Origin of the sequence: Leifsonia sp. Root227 (genome assembly GCF_001428745.1) — a bacterium.
In the GTDB taxonomy this organism is placed as follows: domain Bacteria; phylum Actinomycetota; class Actinomycetes; order Actinomycetales; family Microbacteriaceae; genus Leifsonia.
This window is the reverse complement of record NZ_LMIO01000003.1, coordinates 733,618-748,809: the sequence shown is the minus strand read 5'-3', so window position 1 is coordinate 748,809 and position 15,192 is coordinate 733,618. Positions and strand designations below refer to the sequence as shown.

Here is a 15,192-nt window from a genome sequence, read left to right as displayed (position 1 = left end):
TCTGCGGGTGACTTCGGAGACAGGCGACGAGAACGCACCAGCGGCGGGAGAGACCGGCAGCACGTCCGGCCTCTCCCGCCGCGGGCTTCTCGGCCTGGCCGGCGCTGCGGTCGGCGCCGGCGTGGTGGGCGTCGGAGCGGGAATCGCCGTCGATCGAACGGTGCTCGGCGCATCCACCGACTCGTCGGCGACATACCCGTTCTACGGAGAGCACCAGGCCGGGATCACGACGCCGGCGCAGGACAGGCTGCACTTCGCGACCTTCGACGTCGTCGACGGCCTCGACCGCGCCGGCCTCGTCGAACTCCTGCAGGACTGGACCACCGCCGCCGCGCGGATGACTCAGGGGCGACCGGCCGGGAAGTACGGACCGGCGAGCGGCCCCGTGGATGCGCCCCCGGACGACACCGGCGAAGCTCTCGACCTGCCTGCGGGCGGTCTCACCCTCACCTTCGGGTTCGGGCCGACCCTGTTCGAGACGGCGGACGGGCACGACCGGTTCGGGATCGCATCGCGTCGCCCTGCCGCGCTCGTCGACCTGCCGCACTTCCCCGGCGACGCCCTCCAGGGCGCGCTCGTCGGAGGCGACCTCTGCGTACAGGCGTGCAGCGACGACCCTCAGGTGGCGGTGCACGCGATCCGCAACCTGTCCCGGATCGCGTTCGGGCGCGCGACCATCCGCTGGTCGCAGCTCGGTTTCGGACGCACGTCGTCCACCTCGCGCAGCCAGACAACGCCGCGCAACCTGTTCGGGTTCAAGGACGGCACGGCGAACATCAAGTCGGAGGACACCGCGGTGGTCGCCGACCAGGTGTGGGCAGGCTCGGGCGGCGACGACCAGTGGATGCGCGGGGGCTCCTACCTGGTGGCGCGCAAGATCCGCATGGTCATCGAGACCTGGGACAGGCAACAGCTCGGCGAGCAGGAGCGCATCATCGGCCGTGACAAGGGCGAGGGCGCTCCGCTCTCCGGCGGCACCGAGTTCAGCGAACCGAACTTCCTCGCGCTCTCCCCCACCGGCGGCACCAAGATCGACCCGGACTCGCACGTCAGGCTCGCGCATCCGAAGACCAACAACGGCGCCCAGCTTCTGCGCCGCGGCTACAACTTCGTGGACGGGAACGACGAGCTCGGCCGGCTCAACGCAGGGCTGTTCTTCATCGCGTTCCAGAGCGACCCGCGGAAGCAGTTCATCCCGATCCAGATGCAGCTCGCGAAGAACGACGCCATGAACGAGTACGTCAAGCACGTCGGCTCCGGCATCTTCGCCGTGCCGCCCGGTGCCCGTTCCGGCTCCTACGTCGGCGCCACCCTCTTCGCCTGACCATCGAGCCGGGACTTCTGCACGCCTACACTCGGCGTGTCGCGTGCAGAAGTCCCGGCTCGATTGTTCAGGGGGTGGGGGCAGGGGTGGATGCGGGGGTGCGGGAGACGGAGTAGTTGGCGACCCAGCCGTTGATGCCGGCCGAGGTGACCACGACGAGCACGCCGTATGCGTCGCTCGCGAAGGTGCCTGTGCCACCGCCGTCCGGCGAGGTGGCGCCGAACTCGCCGGTGAAACCGGCGTCCGCGAGCTGCTTCTGGATGTCCTGGTACGCCTTCGCGTCCAGGAGCTTCACCGTGACGTTCCAGACTTCGGCGTCGCCGGAGCCGACGGAGGCGCCGAGCACCACGTCGCCGTCGTAGAGCGGGACAGCGGACGGGAAGTCGGCAGGGACCTTCTTTCCGCCGATGTCGACGTTGCCGCCCGTGGCGTCCTTGACGATGCCCTCGATGCCGCAGCCCGTCAGCGCCGGCGTGACGCCGAGGGCGAGCACGATCGCGAGCGGAACGCCCACGAGCATCCTGGATCGCTTCACGATCGCCCCTTCCTGACGGCCCGCCGTGCGAGCCGTCAGGTCAAGGGTACGTTCGATCAGGCGTTCTGGTCCTGCTTCTTCAGACGCGAGGTGGCGCGGGCACGCGCGTTCGAGTCGAGCTCGACCTTGCGGATGCGCACGGCCTCCGGGGTGACCTCGACGCACTCGTCCTCGCGGGCGAACTCGAGGCACTCCTCGAGCGTCAGCTGGCGCGACGGCGTCATCGACTCGAAGTTGTCCGCGGTCGACTGACGCATGTTGGTCAGCTTCTTCTCCTTGGTGATGTTCACGTCCATGTCGTCTGCACGCGAGTTCTCACCGATGACCATGCCCTCGTAGACCTCCTCCGTGGGGTTCACGAAGAACGTCATGCGCTCCTGCAGAGCGATGATGGCGAACGGGGTGACCACACCGGAGCGGTCGGCCACGATGGAACCGTTGCTGCGGGTGACGATCTGGCCGGCCCAGTCGTCGTAGCCGTGACCGATCGCGTTGGCGATGCCGGTTCCACGCGTGGTCGTGAGGAACTCGGTGCGGAAGCCGATCAGGCCGCGCGACGGAACGATGAACTCCATGCGGACCCAGCCGGTGCCGTGGTTCGCCATGTTCTCCATGCGGCCCTTGCGGGCGGCGAGGAGCTGCGTGATGGCGCCGAGGTACTCCTCCGGCGCGTCGATCGTGAGGTGCTCGAACGGCTCCTGCAGCTTGCCGTCGACGCGCTTGGTGACCACCTGCGGCTTGCCGACGGTGAGCTCGTAGCCCTCGCGGCGCATCTGCTCGACGAGGATGGCGAGCGCGAGCTCTCCACGGCCCTGGACCTCCCACGCGTCAGGACGCCCGATGTCGAGCACGCGGAGCGAGACGTTGCCGACCAGCTCGCGGTCGAGACGGTCCTTGACCATGCGCGCGGTGAGCTTGTGGCCCTTCACCTTGCCGACGAGCGGCGAGGTGTTCGTGCCGATCGTCATCGAGATGGCCGGCTCATCCACGTGGATGGCCGGAAGGGCGCGGATGTCCTCCGGGTCGGCGAGGGTGTCGCCGATCATGATGTCGGCGAAACCGGCGACGGCGACGATGTCGCCAGGGCCGGCGCTCTCGGCCGGGTAGCGGTCGAGGGCCTTCGTGATCATCAGCTCGGTCACGCGCACGTTGTGCACGTCGCCGTCGTGGCGCACCCAGGCGACGGTCTGGCCCTTCTTGAGGGTGCCGTTGAAGATGCGCAGCAGCGCGAGGCGGCCGAGGAACGGCGAGGCGTCGAGGTTGGTGACGTGTGCCTGCAGCGGAGCGCTCGGGTCGTAGGTGGGAGCGGGGATGTGCTCGAGGATGGCCTCGAACAGCGGCTCCAGGTCGTCGTTGTCCGGCAGCTCGCCGTTGGCGGGCTGGTTGCGGCTCGCAGCGCCCGCGCGGCCAGAGGCGTAGACGACGGGGACGTCGAGGATCGCATCCAGGTCGAGGTCCGGCACGTCGTCGGCCATGTCGCTGGCGAGGCCGAGCAGGAGGTCCTGGCTCTCGCTCACGACCTCCTCGATGCGGGCGTCTGCGCGGTCGGTCTTGTTGACGGCGAGGATGACGGGCAGCTTGGCCTCGAGCGCCTTGCGCAGCACGAAGCGGGTCTGCGGAAGCGGACCCTCCGACGCGTCGACGAGCAGCACGACGCCGTCGACCATCGACAGGCCGCGCTCGACCTCTCCACCGAAGTCGGCGTGGCCGGGGGTGTCGATCACGTTGATCGTGATGGGGCCGTTGGTGGCGTGCTTGCCCTTGTACGAGATCGCCGTGTTCTTGGCGAGGATCGTGATGCCCTTCTCGCGCTCGAGCTCGTTGGAGTCCATGGCACGCTCTTCGACGTGTTCGTGGTCGCCGAACGAATTCGTCTGCCGGAGCATGGCGTCGACCAGCGTGGTCTTGCCGTGGTCGACGTGGGCGACGATTGCGACATTGCGCAGATCATCGCGGTGGGCGACGGCGTTCTCGGACATGCGTGCAGACTCGACTCTCGTCAGAAGGATAAGTGGGGAACGGTCCATTCTATCAGGGGAACGACCAAGGGCCCGACGCACTCAGCGCCGGGCCCCTCTGGTGGATGCGGTGATCCGCCCTCGCTACAGTCCCTGCGCCACCGGGGGCTCAGGCTCCTGCAGCTCGACGGCGGGCACGACGGCCTCGTCGGAACCCGCGGCCAGCAGCTCCAGCCGCAGCGTGCGGCGTGCGCGCTGCTGGTCGGGGTCCGGCAGCGGCACCGCGGCGAGGAGGCGCTGCGTGTACGCCTCCTTCGGGTAGCGGAGGATCTCGTTGCGCGTTCCGACCTCGACCAGGTTGCCGTGGTGCATCACCGCGATGCGGTCGGCGAGCACGTCGATGACGGCGAGGTCGTGCGTGATGAAGAGGCAGGCGAAGTTCATCTCGCGCTGCAGGTTCTGCATCAGATCGAGGACGCGGGCCTGAACGGAGACGTCGAGCGCGCTGGTCGGCTCGTCGGCGATCAGCACCTGCGGCTTCAGCGACAGCGCGCGGGCGATGCCGACGCGCTGCTTCTGGCCGCCGGAGAGCTCGTGCGGGAAGCGGCTGCGGTACGCGAGCGGCAGCTCGACGCTGTCGAGGAGGCGGTCGACCTCCTTCGCGAGCTCCTGGCCCTTCAGTCCCTTGGCGAGCCGCAGCGGCTCGCCGATCGAGTCGGAGATCTGCAGACGCGGGTTCAGCGACGACGACGGGTCCTGGAACACGATGCCGACGTTGCGGTGCAGCTTGCGGATCTCGTCGCGGTTCGCGTTGCTGATGTCCTGACCGGCGACGACCAGCTTGCCGGAGTGGATGGGCAGCAGCCCGATGGCCGAGCGGCCGAGCGTGGTCTTTCCTGAGCCGGACTCGCCGACCAGGCCGACGACCTCGCCCTCGTGGATCTGCAGGTCGATGTCGCTCGCCGCGCGGAACGCGGGAACGCGGCCGTGCTTCGGGTACTCGATGGCCACGTTCTGGAAGTCGACGACGACCTTGCGCTTGTCCATCTCGGACTTGGTGTGCTCCTCGGCGGCGATGCGCTCGTTCACCCGGATGCGCTCTGCGAACGCGGCGTCCGGGTTCTCCGTGCCTGCGGCGAGGGCCGCCGTGGTGTCGATCTCCTCGTCCTCGCGCTGACCGAGGTGGGGCACCGCCTCCAGCAGGGCGATGGTGTACGGGTGCTGCGGGTTAGCGAAGACCTCGGCGACGGTGCCGGACTCGACGATGTCGCCCTTGCGCATCACGACGATGTTGTCCGCCAGGTCGGCGACGACGCCCATGTCGTGGGTGATCAGCAGGATGGCGCTGTCGAGACGGTCGCGCAGCGAACGCAGCAGCTCCAGGATCTCGGCCTGGACCGTCACGTCGAGCGCGGTGGTCGGCTCGTCGGCGATGAGCAGCTTCGGGTCGCAGGAGATCGACTGCGCGATCATCGCGCGCTGACGCTGGCCGCCGGAGAGCTGGTGGGGGTACGAGTTGAACGCCTTCACCGGGTCGGGCAGCTCGACCATGCCGAGCAGCTCGAGCGCGCGCTCCTTCGCCTCGTGCGGCGACATCCCGAAGTGGATGCGCAGGGTCTCCACGATCTGGAAGCCCACCGTGTATACGGGGTTCAGCGCCGTCATCGGCTCCTGGAAGATCACGGAAACCTGGCGTCCGCGCACGCGGCGCATCTGCTGCGGGTTCAGGCCGGTGAGCTCGCGCCCCTCCAGCTTGATGCTCCCCCGCACGCGCGAGTTCTCCGGCAGGAGGTCGAGGATCGCCATCGAGCTCGCACTCTTGCCAGAGCCGGACTCGCCGACGATCGCCAACACCTCGCCCGCCCTGATCGAGTAGTTGAGCTTCTTGGCAGCCGGGACCCAGACGTTGTCGACGCCGAAGTCCACCGACAGGTCGGTGACCTGGAGAACGGCGGCGTCGCTCACGACGCCCGCCTGACCGTTGGTGTTGTCGGTCATGATGTGCTGTTCCTTTCGCGAGCGCCGGGGATCGCCCGGCGTCTCCGGTCGCCGTCCGAGGGCGCGAGGGGTGAGAGCATGGTCACATGCCTTACGCCTCCGCCGACGAACGCGAGGTGTTCGTCTCCCGGTTCAACCGGGTCGTTGCCGTCCTGATCTGGGCGGCCTGTGCCGCGCTGACCATCGGACTGCTGGTGAGCATCCACGATCTGCGGCTGCTGTACATCGCGCCGTGCGCCTTCTTCGCGCTGCTGGCCTGGGTGACGCTGTGGCGTCCCCTGTTCGTCGTCGCCCGCGACGGCCTGACGGTGGTCAACGTGACGAGCACCGTCCAGATCCCGTGGGAGGCGCTCATCAACGTCGACACGAAGTTCGCGCTGACGCTCTACACGCCCGGCCACAAGTACGCCGTCTGGTCGCTGCCTGCGCCTGGAACGTCCAGGACGCTCAGGGCGACCCGCAGCGAGACCAAGGGACGCGTCGGCAAGCCGAGCGTCGCCGACAGCGTGCGCCGGCCAGGCGATCTGCTGTCCACTCCGTCCGGCGCCGCCGCCGAGGTGGTGCGCCGCCAGTGGACGCAGCTCCGCGACAGCGGAGCGCTCGAGGCGGGGATCGCCGACGAGACGCCCGTGACGGTCCGCTGGCACCTGGTGAGCCTGTCGGCCCTGGTGCTGCTGCTCGCCGGCACGATCGCCGCCCTGCTCCTCGCCTGACCAGTAGGTCACGGCGGCGAGGGGCAGGGCGAGGACGGCGCTGGTCACAGCACGTCCTCCGCGATGGCCGCTCCGGTCTTCGGGGTTCCTGCGTCGCCCTCGCCCGGCTCCGGCTCCTCTTCGCGCATCTTGCGCAGGTTGAACCGGCGGTGGCGCGGGTCGAACGCATCCCGGAGACCGTCGCCGACGAAGTTGACGAGCAGGGCGAGGGTCACGATGAACGCGCCAGGCCACCAGAACAGCCACGGACGGGTCTGGAAGGCCGACTCGTTCGAGCTGATCAGGAGGCCGAGCGACGCGTCCGGCGGGCGGATGCCGTAGCCGAGGAAGGACAGCGCCGTCTCGAGCAGGATGGCAGCGGCCATGATCAGCGTCGACGACACGATCACGACGCCGATGGCGTTCGGCAGGATGTGCTTGAAGATGATCCGCATGTCGGAGGCACCGGCGACGCGCGCCGCCTCGACGAACTCACGCTCTCGGAGTGAGAGGAACTCGCCTCGGACCAGACGTGCGATGCCCATCCAGGAGAAGAAGCCGAGCATCAGGGCGAGGAACGGAGCGCCGAGGCCTCCGGTCCAGTGCCCGACGACCGAGCCGATCACGAGGGCGGGGATGACGATGAACACGTCGGTGATGCGCATCAGGATGGCATCGACGATGCCGCGGAAGTACCCCGCGACCGCGCCGACGAAGACGCCGAGCACACTCGCGATGACGCCGATGATGATCATCACCAGCACGGAGTTCTGGATGCCGCGCATGACGAGGGCGAAGTAGTCCTTGCCGATGCGGTCCTGCCCGAACGGGTGCTCGATCGTCGGTGACCCCTGCTTGACCTGGTCGTTCAGCTCCTTGTAGTCGTACTTCCACCAGCCGTGGATGTTTCCGATGCCGATCGCGGAGATCGAGAACAGGATGATGACGATGAACAGGATCGCGCTGATGACGGCGACCTTGTTGGACAGGAACCGCTTCCAGATGAGCTTGCCCTGGCTGACCGGTGGTGCGGTCGGCGCCTGCAGCTCGTCGGCGATCATGGGTTCGGTGCTGGACATTATCGGACCCTCACTCTCGGGTCGAGTGCGGCATACGCGAGGTCCGCGAGGAAGTTGAACAGAATGGCCATGGCGGCGATCACGACGAAGTAGGCCATCACCGGGTTGAGGTCACCGCGCTGGAGTCCGGCGTTGAACAGCGAACCCATCCCGGGGATCGCGAACACGCGCTCCGTGATGATCGCGCCACCGAGCAGTGCGCCGACATCGAACGCCACCAGGGTGGTGATCGGGATCAGCATGTTGCGGAAGGCGTGACGGACGACGACGGTGCGCTCGGGCAGACCCTTGGCGCGCGCGGTGCGGATGAAGTCCTGGTTGAGGACTTCGAGCATCCCGGCGCGGGAGTACCTGGTGTACGACGCGAACGAGATCAGCAGCAGCGCGACGGTCGGCAGCGCCAGGTGGGTGAACGTGTCGAGCCCCGTCTCCCAGATGTCACCGGACAGCCCGGGCGTCGACGAGCCGACGGTCGCGATCGGGCGGCCGTTGGTGTCCTGGAAGTACTGCGGCCACGCCTGCATGAAGCGGTCGAGCAGCACGAGGGCGCCGGACGCGATGGTGACGATGACGCCGACCCGCATGTTCTGACCGCGGTCGTAGCCTCCGACGAAGTAGCCGATGGCGAGGCTGACCACGATGGCGACGACGATCAGGATGATGATGGTCGCGACCGACGAGATGTCGAACAGCGGCTGCAGCGCGAAGTAGCAGACGATCGTGATCGCGCCGGTGATCGCGGCCGTGAGCAGCGCCCTGCGGTTCTGCAGGCCGGAGATCAGGGCGGTCGTGCCGAGGACGATGGCCGCCACGAGGATGATCATCACCACCGGGCCGAGGCCGGGCTTGAGGAACCAGTCCGTCGCGGACATCAGCAGCAGGATCCCGGCCGTCGCGACGCCGGAGATGAGGAACGTGGTCACACGCCGCCTCATGTCGCCGCCGATCAGCGACTGCCAGATGAGGCCGGCCACCAGTCCTATCAGGCCGGCGACCCACCATTGGATCGTCGGTTTCGCGAGGAAGTTGTTGAAGCCGATCGCGACGAACTCCTTGAGGAGCACGGCCACGAGGAACGCCGGGAGCGAGTACAGGAAGAAGCTGAGGAACGTGACGACGTTGTCGAGTCCGCTGTACTGGCGAAGGGCGGTGACGATACCGATGGTGACACCGAGCAGGATCGCGAGGATGAGCGCGACCGTGACGAGCTGGATGGTCGATGCGAGAGCCTGCGGCAGGATGTCGACGACCTGAGCGTTCGAGATCGTGGAGCCGAGGTCACACGCGTTCGCGAACGGGATGAGGCACTTGGCCGCACCTCCGAGCCACAGAAGCCAACGCAGCGGCGGGGGGACGTCGAGCTGCAGGAGTTGGATCCTGGCGTTGATGAGCTGAGTCTTGTTGGGGGAATTGCTGCTCCGCAGGTCCTGGAGCGGGTCTGCGCTGTACGCGACCAGCATGTACATCAGGAACGATGCGGCGATGATGATGAGCACCGAGACGAGAAGGCGTCTCAGGATGAAACTCGCCATAGGTTGAAAACCTCACTGACAGTGCGCGCCGGCTCGGGGGTGGCGGGCACTCGGCCCGCGTCGACGCGTATCGGAATGGATGAACGGGTCTCGTCCACCGACTACATGATACGGGGCGTCGACGGAACCGCCGACGCCCCGCGGCAGGAGAGTGCCCGGGGTTCACCCGGGCACTCTCACTGTTGGAGCTGGTTACTTCGCGGTGGAGGACTTGACCGACCACTCCCAGAAGTTCCAGAACGGACCGGACTGTCCGCCGTTGTACTTCACGCCTTCCACACGAGCGGTGGCGCCGAAGACACCGGGCAGCTGGAACAGCGGGAGGCCGTATCCGTCTGCGAAGGTCTTCGCGTCGATCTGCTGCTCGATCTTGGTCAGCTCGGACGGGTCAAGCGTCGTCTGCGACTTCACAGCGAGGTCGTTCGCCGCCGAGTAACGGTTGTAGTTACCGCCACCGTTGGTGGTGAACAGCTGCGGGATCTGCGACGTGCCTGCACCAGGGCTGATCCAGCCGAAGAGCGAAGCGTCGTAGTCGCCACCCGGGAGGAGCTTGCTCCAGTCGGGCGATCCAGCGTCGACGACCTTGAAGCCGGCCTTGGAGGCCGAGGCCGAGATGGCCTGGAACTCGTCGACACGGTTCGGGTTGTTCGTGTTGTAGAGGATCCTGACCGTCGGGGTGGCACCGGCGAGCAGCGCCTTGGCGCCGTCGATGTCGACCTTGGCGAACTTGTCAGAACCGTTCATCTTCACGGTGTCCGCGTACTGTTCCTGGTTGGGCAGGAAGATCTGCGAGTCGAGGACCTTGGCCTTCGAGTCGACAGGGGTGACGATCGAGTCGAGGATCTGCTGACGCGGGATCGTCTTCAGGAACGCCTCGCGCACCTTCGGGTCCGCGAACGTCTGCGAGCCGAAGTTGAGGTCGAGGTGGTCGTACGAGGCCTGAGCACCGGTGAGGACCTTGGCGCTGGTGTTCTTCAGCGCGGTGATCGTGTCGGCGGAGGCCTGCGGGTTGATGATGTCGACCTCACCGTTCTGGAGAGCGGTGACCTGTGCGTTCGCGTCAGGGATGATGCGGAAGACGATCTTGTCCACGTTCGGCTTGAGTCCACCGGCGTAGTACTTGTTCTTCACCATCGTGAGCGACTGACCGGGGGTCCAGCCGGAGACCACGAACGGTCCGGAGGAGACCAGGAGGTCCTTGTCGGTCGGGAACGCGGTCACGTCGTAGCCGGTGTTGACGAAGTCAGCAGCCTTCTTGAGCGTGGCGTCCGGAGCGGCAGGGTTGTCCTTGTCGCCCTTCTGCAGGCCCTTGAGCAGCTTCGTCAGGTCGGCGGCCGATGACAGGCCCGCCTTCTTGGCGACGATGTGCGCGGGCTGCGCGATCGGGTTGACGAGCTCCCAGTCGACGTACGGGGTGCCGTACTTCAGGGTGATCGACGTGTTGTTGTCGCCGACCGTCGGGAAGGCGGTCGTGTCGAGACCCGCCGTGGAACCAGCGATCGTGAAGTACTGGGTTCCCTTGGTGACGTTGCCCTGGTCGTCGGTGGTCGACGAGTCGTAGTAACCGGATGCGATCGCCCAGGCGAGCACCATGTCGTCAGCAGTGACGGGCTGGCCATCTGACCACTTGTCGGCCTTGTTCAACGTGTACTTGACCGTCAGCGGGTCGTCCGAGAGCTTCTCGAACTTGCCGAACTTGTCGTCGTGGACGATCTTGTAGTTGTTGTCGATGTACTGGAACCCGGTTCCGTACGAGCCGTCGAGGTAGCCGACCTGGCCGTTGGTGTCCAGGTTGCCCTGCGGCGTCTGCGAGTTGAACGACGTGAAGTCGTTCACGACAGCGACCGACACGGAGCCGCCCTGCGCAGCGGTGGATCCACCGGTGCTGCCGGACGTGGTGCAGGCTGACAGTGCAAGCGCTGCGACGCCGGCGACGGCGACCGCGCTGACCGCGTACCTGACCTTTCTTCCCTTGATGTGCAATGTTCCTCCTGTGCGAAGTGTGCGTCGGCCGCGGACATGCGAGTGCGTCCGGACCGCGCTGGATAAGAATGACCCTAGGTATCGCACGGTTTGAATGCAAAACGGGGCGGCAAAACGTTACACAGTGGTAACTCGGTTAGCGGAAAATTGCACGATGCACACAAGAACGGCGATTTTCGACCGCGTGGTGCAACGAATCGACCGCTTCCGCCCGTTCAGACAGGACAAAGCGCATCCAGGGGCCGTCGTCCAAGACCTGGCAGGATGCCTCTATGAGCCGTGAAACCCCCTGGTCCGCCGAGATTCCGCTCGAACGCGCACAGCGCCCGCGGCTGTGGTGGGAGATCGCGATCGTCCTCGGGCTGTCGCTCGGCGCATCCGCTGTCTACTCGATCGTCGAGATCGTCGCGCGGGCCACGGACACGACGCCGCTGGCTGACCAGACGGCGCAGGTCAACCCGTCGCAGAGCACCAGGGAGTGGCTGGACTTCACCTACCAGTTCCTCGGCAACCTCTTCCCGCTGTTCGCCGTCGCGCTGGTGATCTTCCTGCTCTGGCAGCGGGAGCGCAGCGGATTCCGACGGATCGGGTTCGATCTGACCAGGCCGCTTCCCGACCTCGGTGGCGGGATGCTCCTGTTCCTCGCGATCGGCATCCCCGGCATCCTGTTCTACGCCCTCGGCCGGGTGGTCGGGGTGACCGTGCAGGTACAGGCGTCTCCGCTGGACACGCACTGGTGGACCATTCCCATCCTGGTGTTCGCCGCGCTGCGCGCCGGCCTGCAGGAAGAGGTCATCATCGTCGGCTACCTGTTCACCCGGCTGCGGCAGCTCGGCTGGGGGAAGTGGACCATCATCGTCTCCGCCGCCCTGCTGCGCGGGAGCTACCACCTCTACCAGGGCTTCGGGCCGTTCGTCGGCAACGCGATCATGGGCGTCGTCTTCGGCTGGTGCTATACCCGCTGGGGCCGTGTGATGCCGCTCGTCGTCGCCCACGTCGTCATCGACATCGTCTCGTTCGTCGGCTACCCGCTCGCCGTCGCCCTCTGGCCGCACATCTTCGCTTAACCAGCAATCGAGTCCGAACTTATTCACGCGACACGCCGGGTGAGGGCGTGAATAAGTTCGGACTCGATGGTTTGGGCGACTAGGCGAAGGCCTCGGGAGGCGGGCAGGCGCAGAAGAGGTTGCGGTCGCCGTACGCCTGGTCGATGCGGCGGACGGGTGGCCAGTACTTGGAACGGACCAGGCCAGGAACCGGGTAGACGGCCTGCTCGCGGGAGTACGCGTGCGTCCACTCGCCGGAGATGACGGACTCCGCGGTGTGCGGGGCGCCGCGCAGCGGGTTGTCGTCGGCCGGCCAGTCCCCCGCGGCGACGGCGTCCGCCTCGGCGCGGATGGCGATCATCGCGGCGACGAACCTGTCGAGCTCGCCGAGGTCTTCGCTCTCGGTCGGCTCGACCATCAGCGTGCCCGCGACGGGGAAGCTCATCGTCGGGGCGTGGAAGCCGTAGTCGATGAGGCGCTTGGCCACGTCGTCGACGGTCACGCCGGTCTGCTCGGTCAGCGGCCGCAGGTCCAGGATGCACTCGTGCGCCACGAGGCCGTTGTCGCCCGCGTAGAGCACCGGGAAGGAGTCGCGGAGCTTGACGGCGACGTAGTTGGCCGCGAGCACGGCAGCGCCCGTCGCATCCCGGAGGCCGGAGGCGCCCATCATCCGGACGTACGCCCAGCTGATCGGCAGGATGCTCGGGCTCCCGTACGGCGCGCTCGACACTGGACCGCCTGCGTGCTCGACGCGCTCACCGGCAGCACCGCTCGCCGACGACAGCGGGTGCGTCGCATCCTGAGCGAGCGGGTGGCCTGGCAGGAACGGCGCGAGGTGCGCCTTCGCCGCGACGGGGCCGACGCCCGGTCCGCCGCCGCCGTGCGGGATGCAGAACGTCTTGTGCAGGTTGAGGTGGCTGACGTCTCCGCCGAAGTCGCCGAAGCGGGCGTAGCCGAGGAGGGCGTTCAGGTTGGCGCCGTCGACGTAGACCTGGCCGCCCGCGTCGTGTACCGCCTGGGTGATCGCGACGACCTCGTGCTCGTACACGCCGTGCGTGGACGGGTACGTGATCATGAGCGCGGCGAGGGTGTCCGCGTGCTCGGCGATCTTCGCGCGGAGGTCGTCGAGGTCGACGTTGCCGAGCTCATCGCAGGCGACGACCACCACGGACATCCCGGCGAGGACCGCCGACGCCGCGTTGGTGCCGTGGGCGCTCTGCGGGATGAGGCAGACCGTGCGCGCGAGGTCGCCGCGCGAGCGGTGGTATCCGCGGATCGCGAGCAGTCCGGCGAGCTCGCCCTGGCTTCCTGCGTTCGGCTGCAGCGAGACGGAGTCGTAGCCCGTCACGTCGGCGAGCCAGGTCTCGAGCTGGTCGATGAGCGCGAGGGAGCCGCGAACGTCGTCAGCGGGCGCGTACGGGTGCAGCCCGGCGAACTCCGGCCAGGTGACGGCCTCCATCTCGGTGGCGGCGTTGAGCTTCATCGTGCACGAGCCGAGCGGGATCATGCCGCGGTCGAGCGCGTAGTCCTTGTCGGCGAGGTACTTGAGGTACCGCATCATGGCCGTCTCGGAGTGATGCGTGTTGAAGACGGGGTGGGTCAGGTAGGCGCTGGACCGGAGCAGGGTGTGGTCGAACGACGGGACGCCGTCGATCATCCTGACGTCGGAGCCGTCCGTGCCTGCTTCGTCTGCGGCGGCGTCCGCGCCGAACACGGAGAGCAGGTCCGCGAACAGCGTCGACCCCTCAGCGAGGTCGGCCGCGACCTCCTCGTCGAAGCTCAGGGAGACAGTGGATGCGTCTGCCGCGTGCAGCAGGATGCCGCGCTCGTGGGCGGCGGCGACCGTCGCGGCTGCGTCGGCGACCCGCACCTGGATGGTGTCGAAGAACGACTCGGAGATCACGTCGACGCCGCGCTCGCGGAGCACGGTCGCGGTGGTCGCCGCGGTGAGGTGCACCCGCCGGCCGATCGCCTTGAGCCCGCGCGGGCCGTGGTAGACCGCGTACATCGCGGCCATGACGGCGAGCAGGACCTGGGCGGTGCAGATGTTCGAGGTGGCCTTCTCGCGGCGGATGTGCTGCTCGCGGGTCTGCAGCGTGAGCCGGTACGCCGGCTTGCCTACCGCATCCTGGGACACGCCGACGAGGCGGCCGGGAAGCTGGCGCTCCAGGCCGGAGCGCACGGCCATGAAGCCGGCGTGCGGGCCGCCGAAGCCCATCGGCACACCGAAGCGCTGGCTGGTGCCGACAGCGACGTCTGCGCCGAGCTCGCCTGGCGAGCGGAGCTGGGTGAGCGCGAGCAGGTCGGCCGCGGCCACGACCACTGCTCCCCCTGCCTTGGCCGAGGCGATGACATCAGCCGGGTTCCAGACCCGGCCGGATGCGCCAGGGTACTGCACGAACAGCCCGAACGCGTCGGCCAGCTCGGCGGAGTCGGCCGAGGTGGCTGCCAGGTCGAGCACGACGAGCTCGATGCCGACCGCATCCGCCCGGTTGCGCAGCAGCGCGAGCGTCTGCGGGAAGGTGTCCGCGTCGACGACGAACCTCGCCGACTTCACCTTGGATGCGCGGCGGGCCAGCAGCATCCCCTCGACGACGGCTGTTCCCTCGTCCAGCATCGACGCGTTTGCGGTGTCGAGGCCGGTGAGGTCGGCGACCATCGTCTGGAAGTTGATCAGCGCTTCCAGGCGTCCCTGCGAGATCTCCGGCTGGTACGGCGTGTACGCCGTGTACCAGCTCGGGTTCTCCAGCACGTTGCGCTTGATCACGGCCGGCGTGATGGTGCCGTAGTACCCGAGGCCGATCAGCGACCGGTTGACGGTGTTCTGCGCCGCCAGGGCGCGCAGCTCGCGGAGCGCCGCGCGCTCGCTGGCCGCCGCGGGAAGCACGGACTCGTAGCCCGGGTCGACGCGGATCGTGTCCGGCACGGCGGCGGTGACCAGGTCGGCGACCGTCTCGTAGCCGATGGAGGACAGCATGGAGCGCTGCGCGTCGTCACCGGTGCCGATGTGACGCGTCTGGAAGAGTTCAGTCATGGAAGTGCTGA

Annotated in this window: 10 protein-coding genes; 3 read left to right on the top strand and 7 right to left on the bottom strand. The window is 67.6% G+C overall.

The features are described from left to right. Positions 1-7: 7 nt before the first annotated feature. Positions 8-1,324 carry an iron uptake transporter deferrochelatase/peroxidase subunit gene (gene efeB / locus ASE16_RS13535; protein WP_055895715.1) on the top strand — a complete coding sequence of 439 codons (1,317 nt, stop codon included), beginning with the start codon at positions 8-10 and terminating at the stop codon, positions 1,322-1,324. Positions 1,325-1,391: 67 nt separating this feature from the next. Here the strand turns inward: efeB and ASE16_RS13530 are convergent, their stop codons facing one another. The 3 genes from ASE16_RS13530 to ASE16_RS13520 all read right to left on the bottom strand — a co-directional run bounded on the left by ASE16_RS13530 (position 1,392) and on the right by ASE16_RS13520 (position 5,815). Next, positions 1,392-1,859: a hypothetical protein gene (locus tag ASE16_RS13530; RefSeq protein ID WP_235500492.1), complete on the bottom strand. Its 468-nt coding sequence runs from the start codon at positions 1,857-1,859 to the stop codon at positions 1,392-1,394. A 56-nt stretch (positions 1,860-1,915) separates the two neighbouring features. After that, complete coding sequence (gene typA / locus ASE16_RS13525) at positions 1,916-3,838, bottom strand: translational GTPase TypA (RefSeq protein WP_055895712.1); 1,923 nt, start codon at positions 3,836-3,838, stop codon at positions 1,916-1,918. A 123-nt stretch (positions 3,839-3,961) separates the two neighbouring features. Next, positions 3,962-5,815 (bottom strand): dipeptide ABC transporter ATP-binding protein, encoded by a 1,854-nt coding sequence (locus tag ASE16_RS13520; protein WP_055895710.1) that lies wholly within the window; start codon positions 5,813-5,815, stop codon positions 3,962-3,964. A gap of 86 nt (positions 5,816-5,901) precedes the next feature. On the opposite strand from ASE16_RS13520, the gene ASE16_RS13515 reads away from it, so the two are divergent. After that, the gene (locus ASE16_RS13515) at positions 5,902-6,528 is read left to right on the top strand and encodes a PH domain-containing protein (RefSeq protein ID WP_055895708.1); all 627 of its coding nucleotides are present in this window, start codon (positions 5,902-5,904) and stop codon (positions 6,526-6,528) included. 44 nt (positions 6,529-6,572) lie between these two features. On the opposite strand, the gene ASE16_RS13510 is transcribed toward ASE16_RS13515, so the two are convergent. From ASE16_RS13510 to ASE16_RS13500, 3 genes are all read right to left on the bottom strand, one after another. Next, positions 6,573-7,586: an ABC transporter permease gene (locus ASE16_RS13510; protein ID WP_055895706.1), complete on the bottom strand. Its 1,014-nt coding sequence runs from the start codon at positions 7,584-7,586 to the stop codon at positions 6,573-6,575. Next, the gene (locus ASE16_RS13505) at positions 7,586-9,118 is read right to left on the bottom strand and encodes an ABC transporter permease (protein WP_055895704.1); all 1,533 of its coding nucleotides are present in this window, start codon (positions 9,116-9,118) and stop codon (positions 7,586-7,588) included. Before ASE16_RS13505 ends, ASE16_RS13510 begins: the two co-directional genes overlap by 1 nt. 192 nt (positions 9,119-9,310) lie before the next feature. Beyond that, a complete protein-coding gene (locus ASE16_RS13500; protein ID WP_055895701.1) occupies positions 9,311-11,101 on the bottom strand; it encodes an ABC transporter family substrate-binding protein in 1,791 nt (596 codons plus the stop codon). A gap of 272 nt (positions 11,102-11,373) precedes the next feature. On the opposite strand from ASE16_RS13500, the gene ASE16_RS13495 reads away from it, so the two are divergent. After that, positions 11,374-12,168 carry a CPBP family intramembrane glutamic endopeptidase gene (locus ASE16_RS13495; protein WP_055895699.1) on the top strand — a complete coding sequence of 265 codons (795 nt, stop codon included), beginning with the start codon at positions 11,374-11,376 and terminating at the stop codon, positions 12,166-12,168. A gap of 79 nt (positions 12,169-12,247) precedes the next feature. On the opposite strand, the gene gcvP is transcribed toward ASE16_RS13495, so the two are convergent. Beyond that, a complete protein-coding gene (gene gcvP / locus ASE16_RS13490; RefSeq protein WP_055895696.1) occupies positions 12,248-15,181 on the bottom strand; it encodes an aminomethyl-transferring glycine dehydrogenase in 2,934 nt (977 codons plus the stop codon). Positions 15,182-15,192: the final 11 nt, after the last annotated feature.

Coding starts and splice junctions, on each gene's coding strand:
- typA (WP_055895712.1), bottom strand. CDS start 3,838: ATGTCCGAGAACGCCGTCGCCCACCGCGATGATCTGCGCAATGTCGCA.
- ASE16_RS13520 (WP_055895710.1), bottom strand. CDS start 5,815: ATGACCGACAACACCAACGGTCAGGCGGGCGTCGTGAGCGACGCCGCC.
- ASE16_RS13515 (WP_055895708.1), top strand. CDS start 5,902: ATGCCTTACGCCTCCGCCGACGAACGCGAGGTGTTCGTCTCCCGGTTC.
- ASE16_RS13510 (WP_055895706.1), bottom strand. CDS start 7,586: ATGTCCAGCACCGAACCCATGATCGCCGACGAGCTGCAGGCGCCGACC.
- ASE16_RS13505 (WP_055895704.1), bottom strand. CDS start 9,118: ATGGCGAGTTTCATCCTGAGACGCCTTCTCGTCTCGGTGCTCATCATC.
- ASE16_RS13495 (WP_055895699.1), top strand. CDS start 11,374: ATGAGCCGTGAAACCCCCTGGTCCGCCGAGATTCCGCTCGAACGCGCA.
- gcvP (WP_055895696.1), bottom strand. CDS start 15,181: ATGACTGAACTCTTCCAGACGCGTCACATCGGCACCGGTGACGACGCG.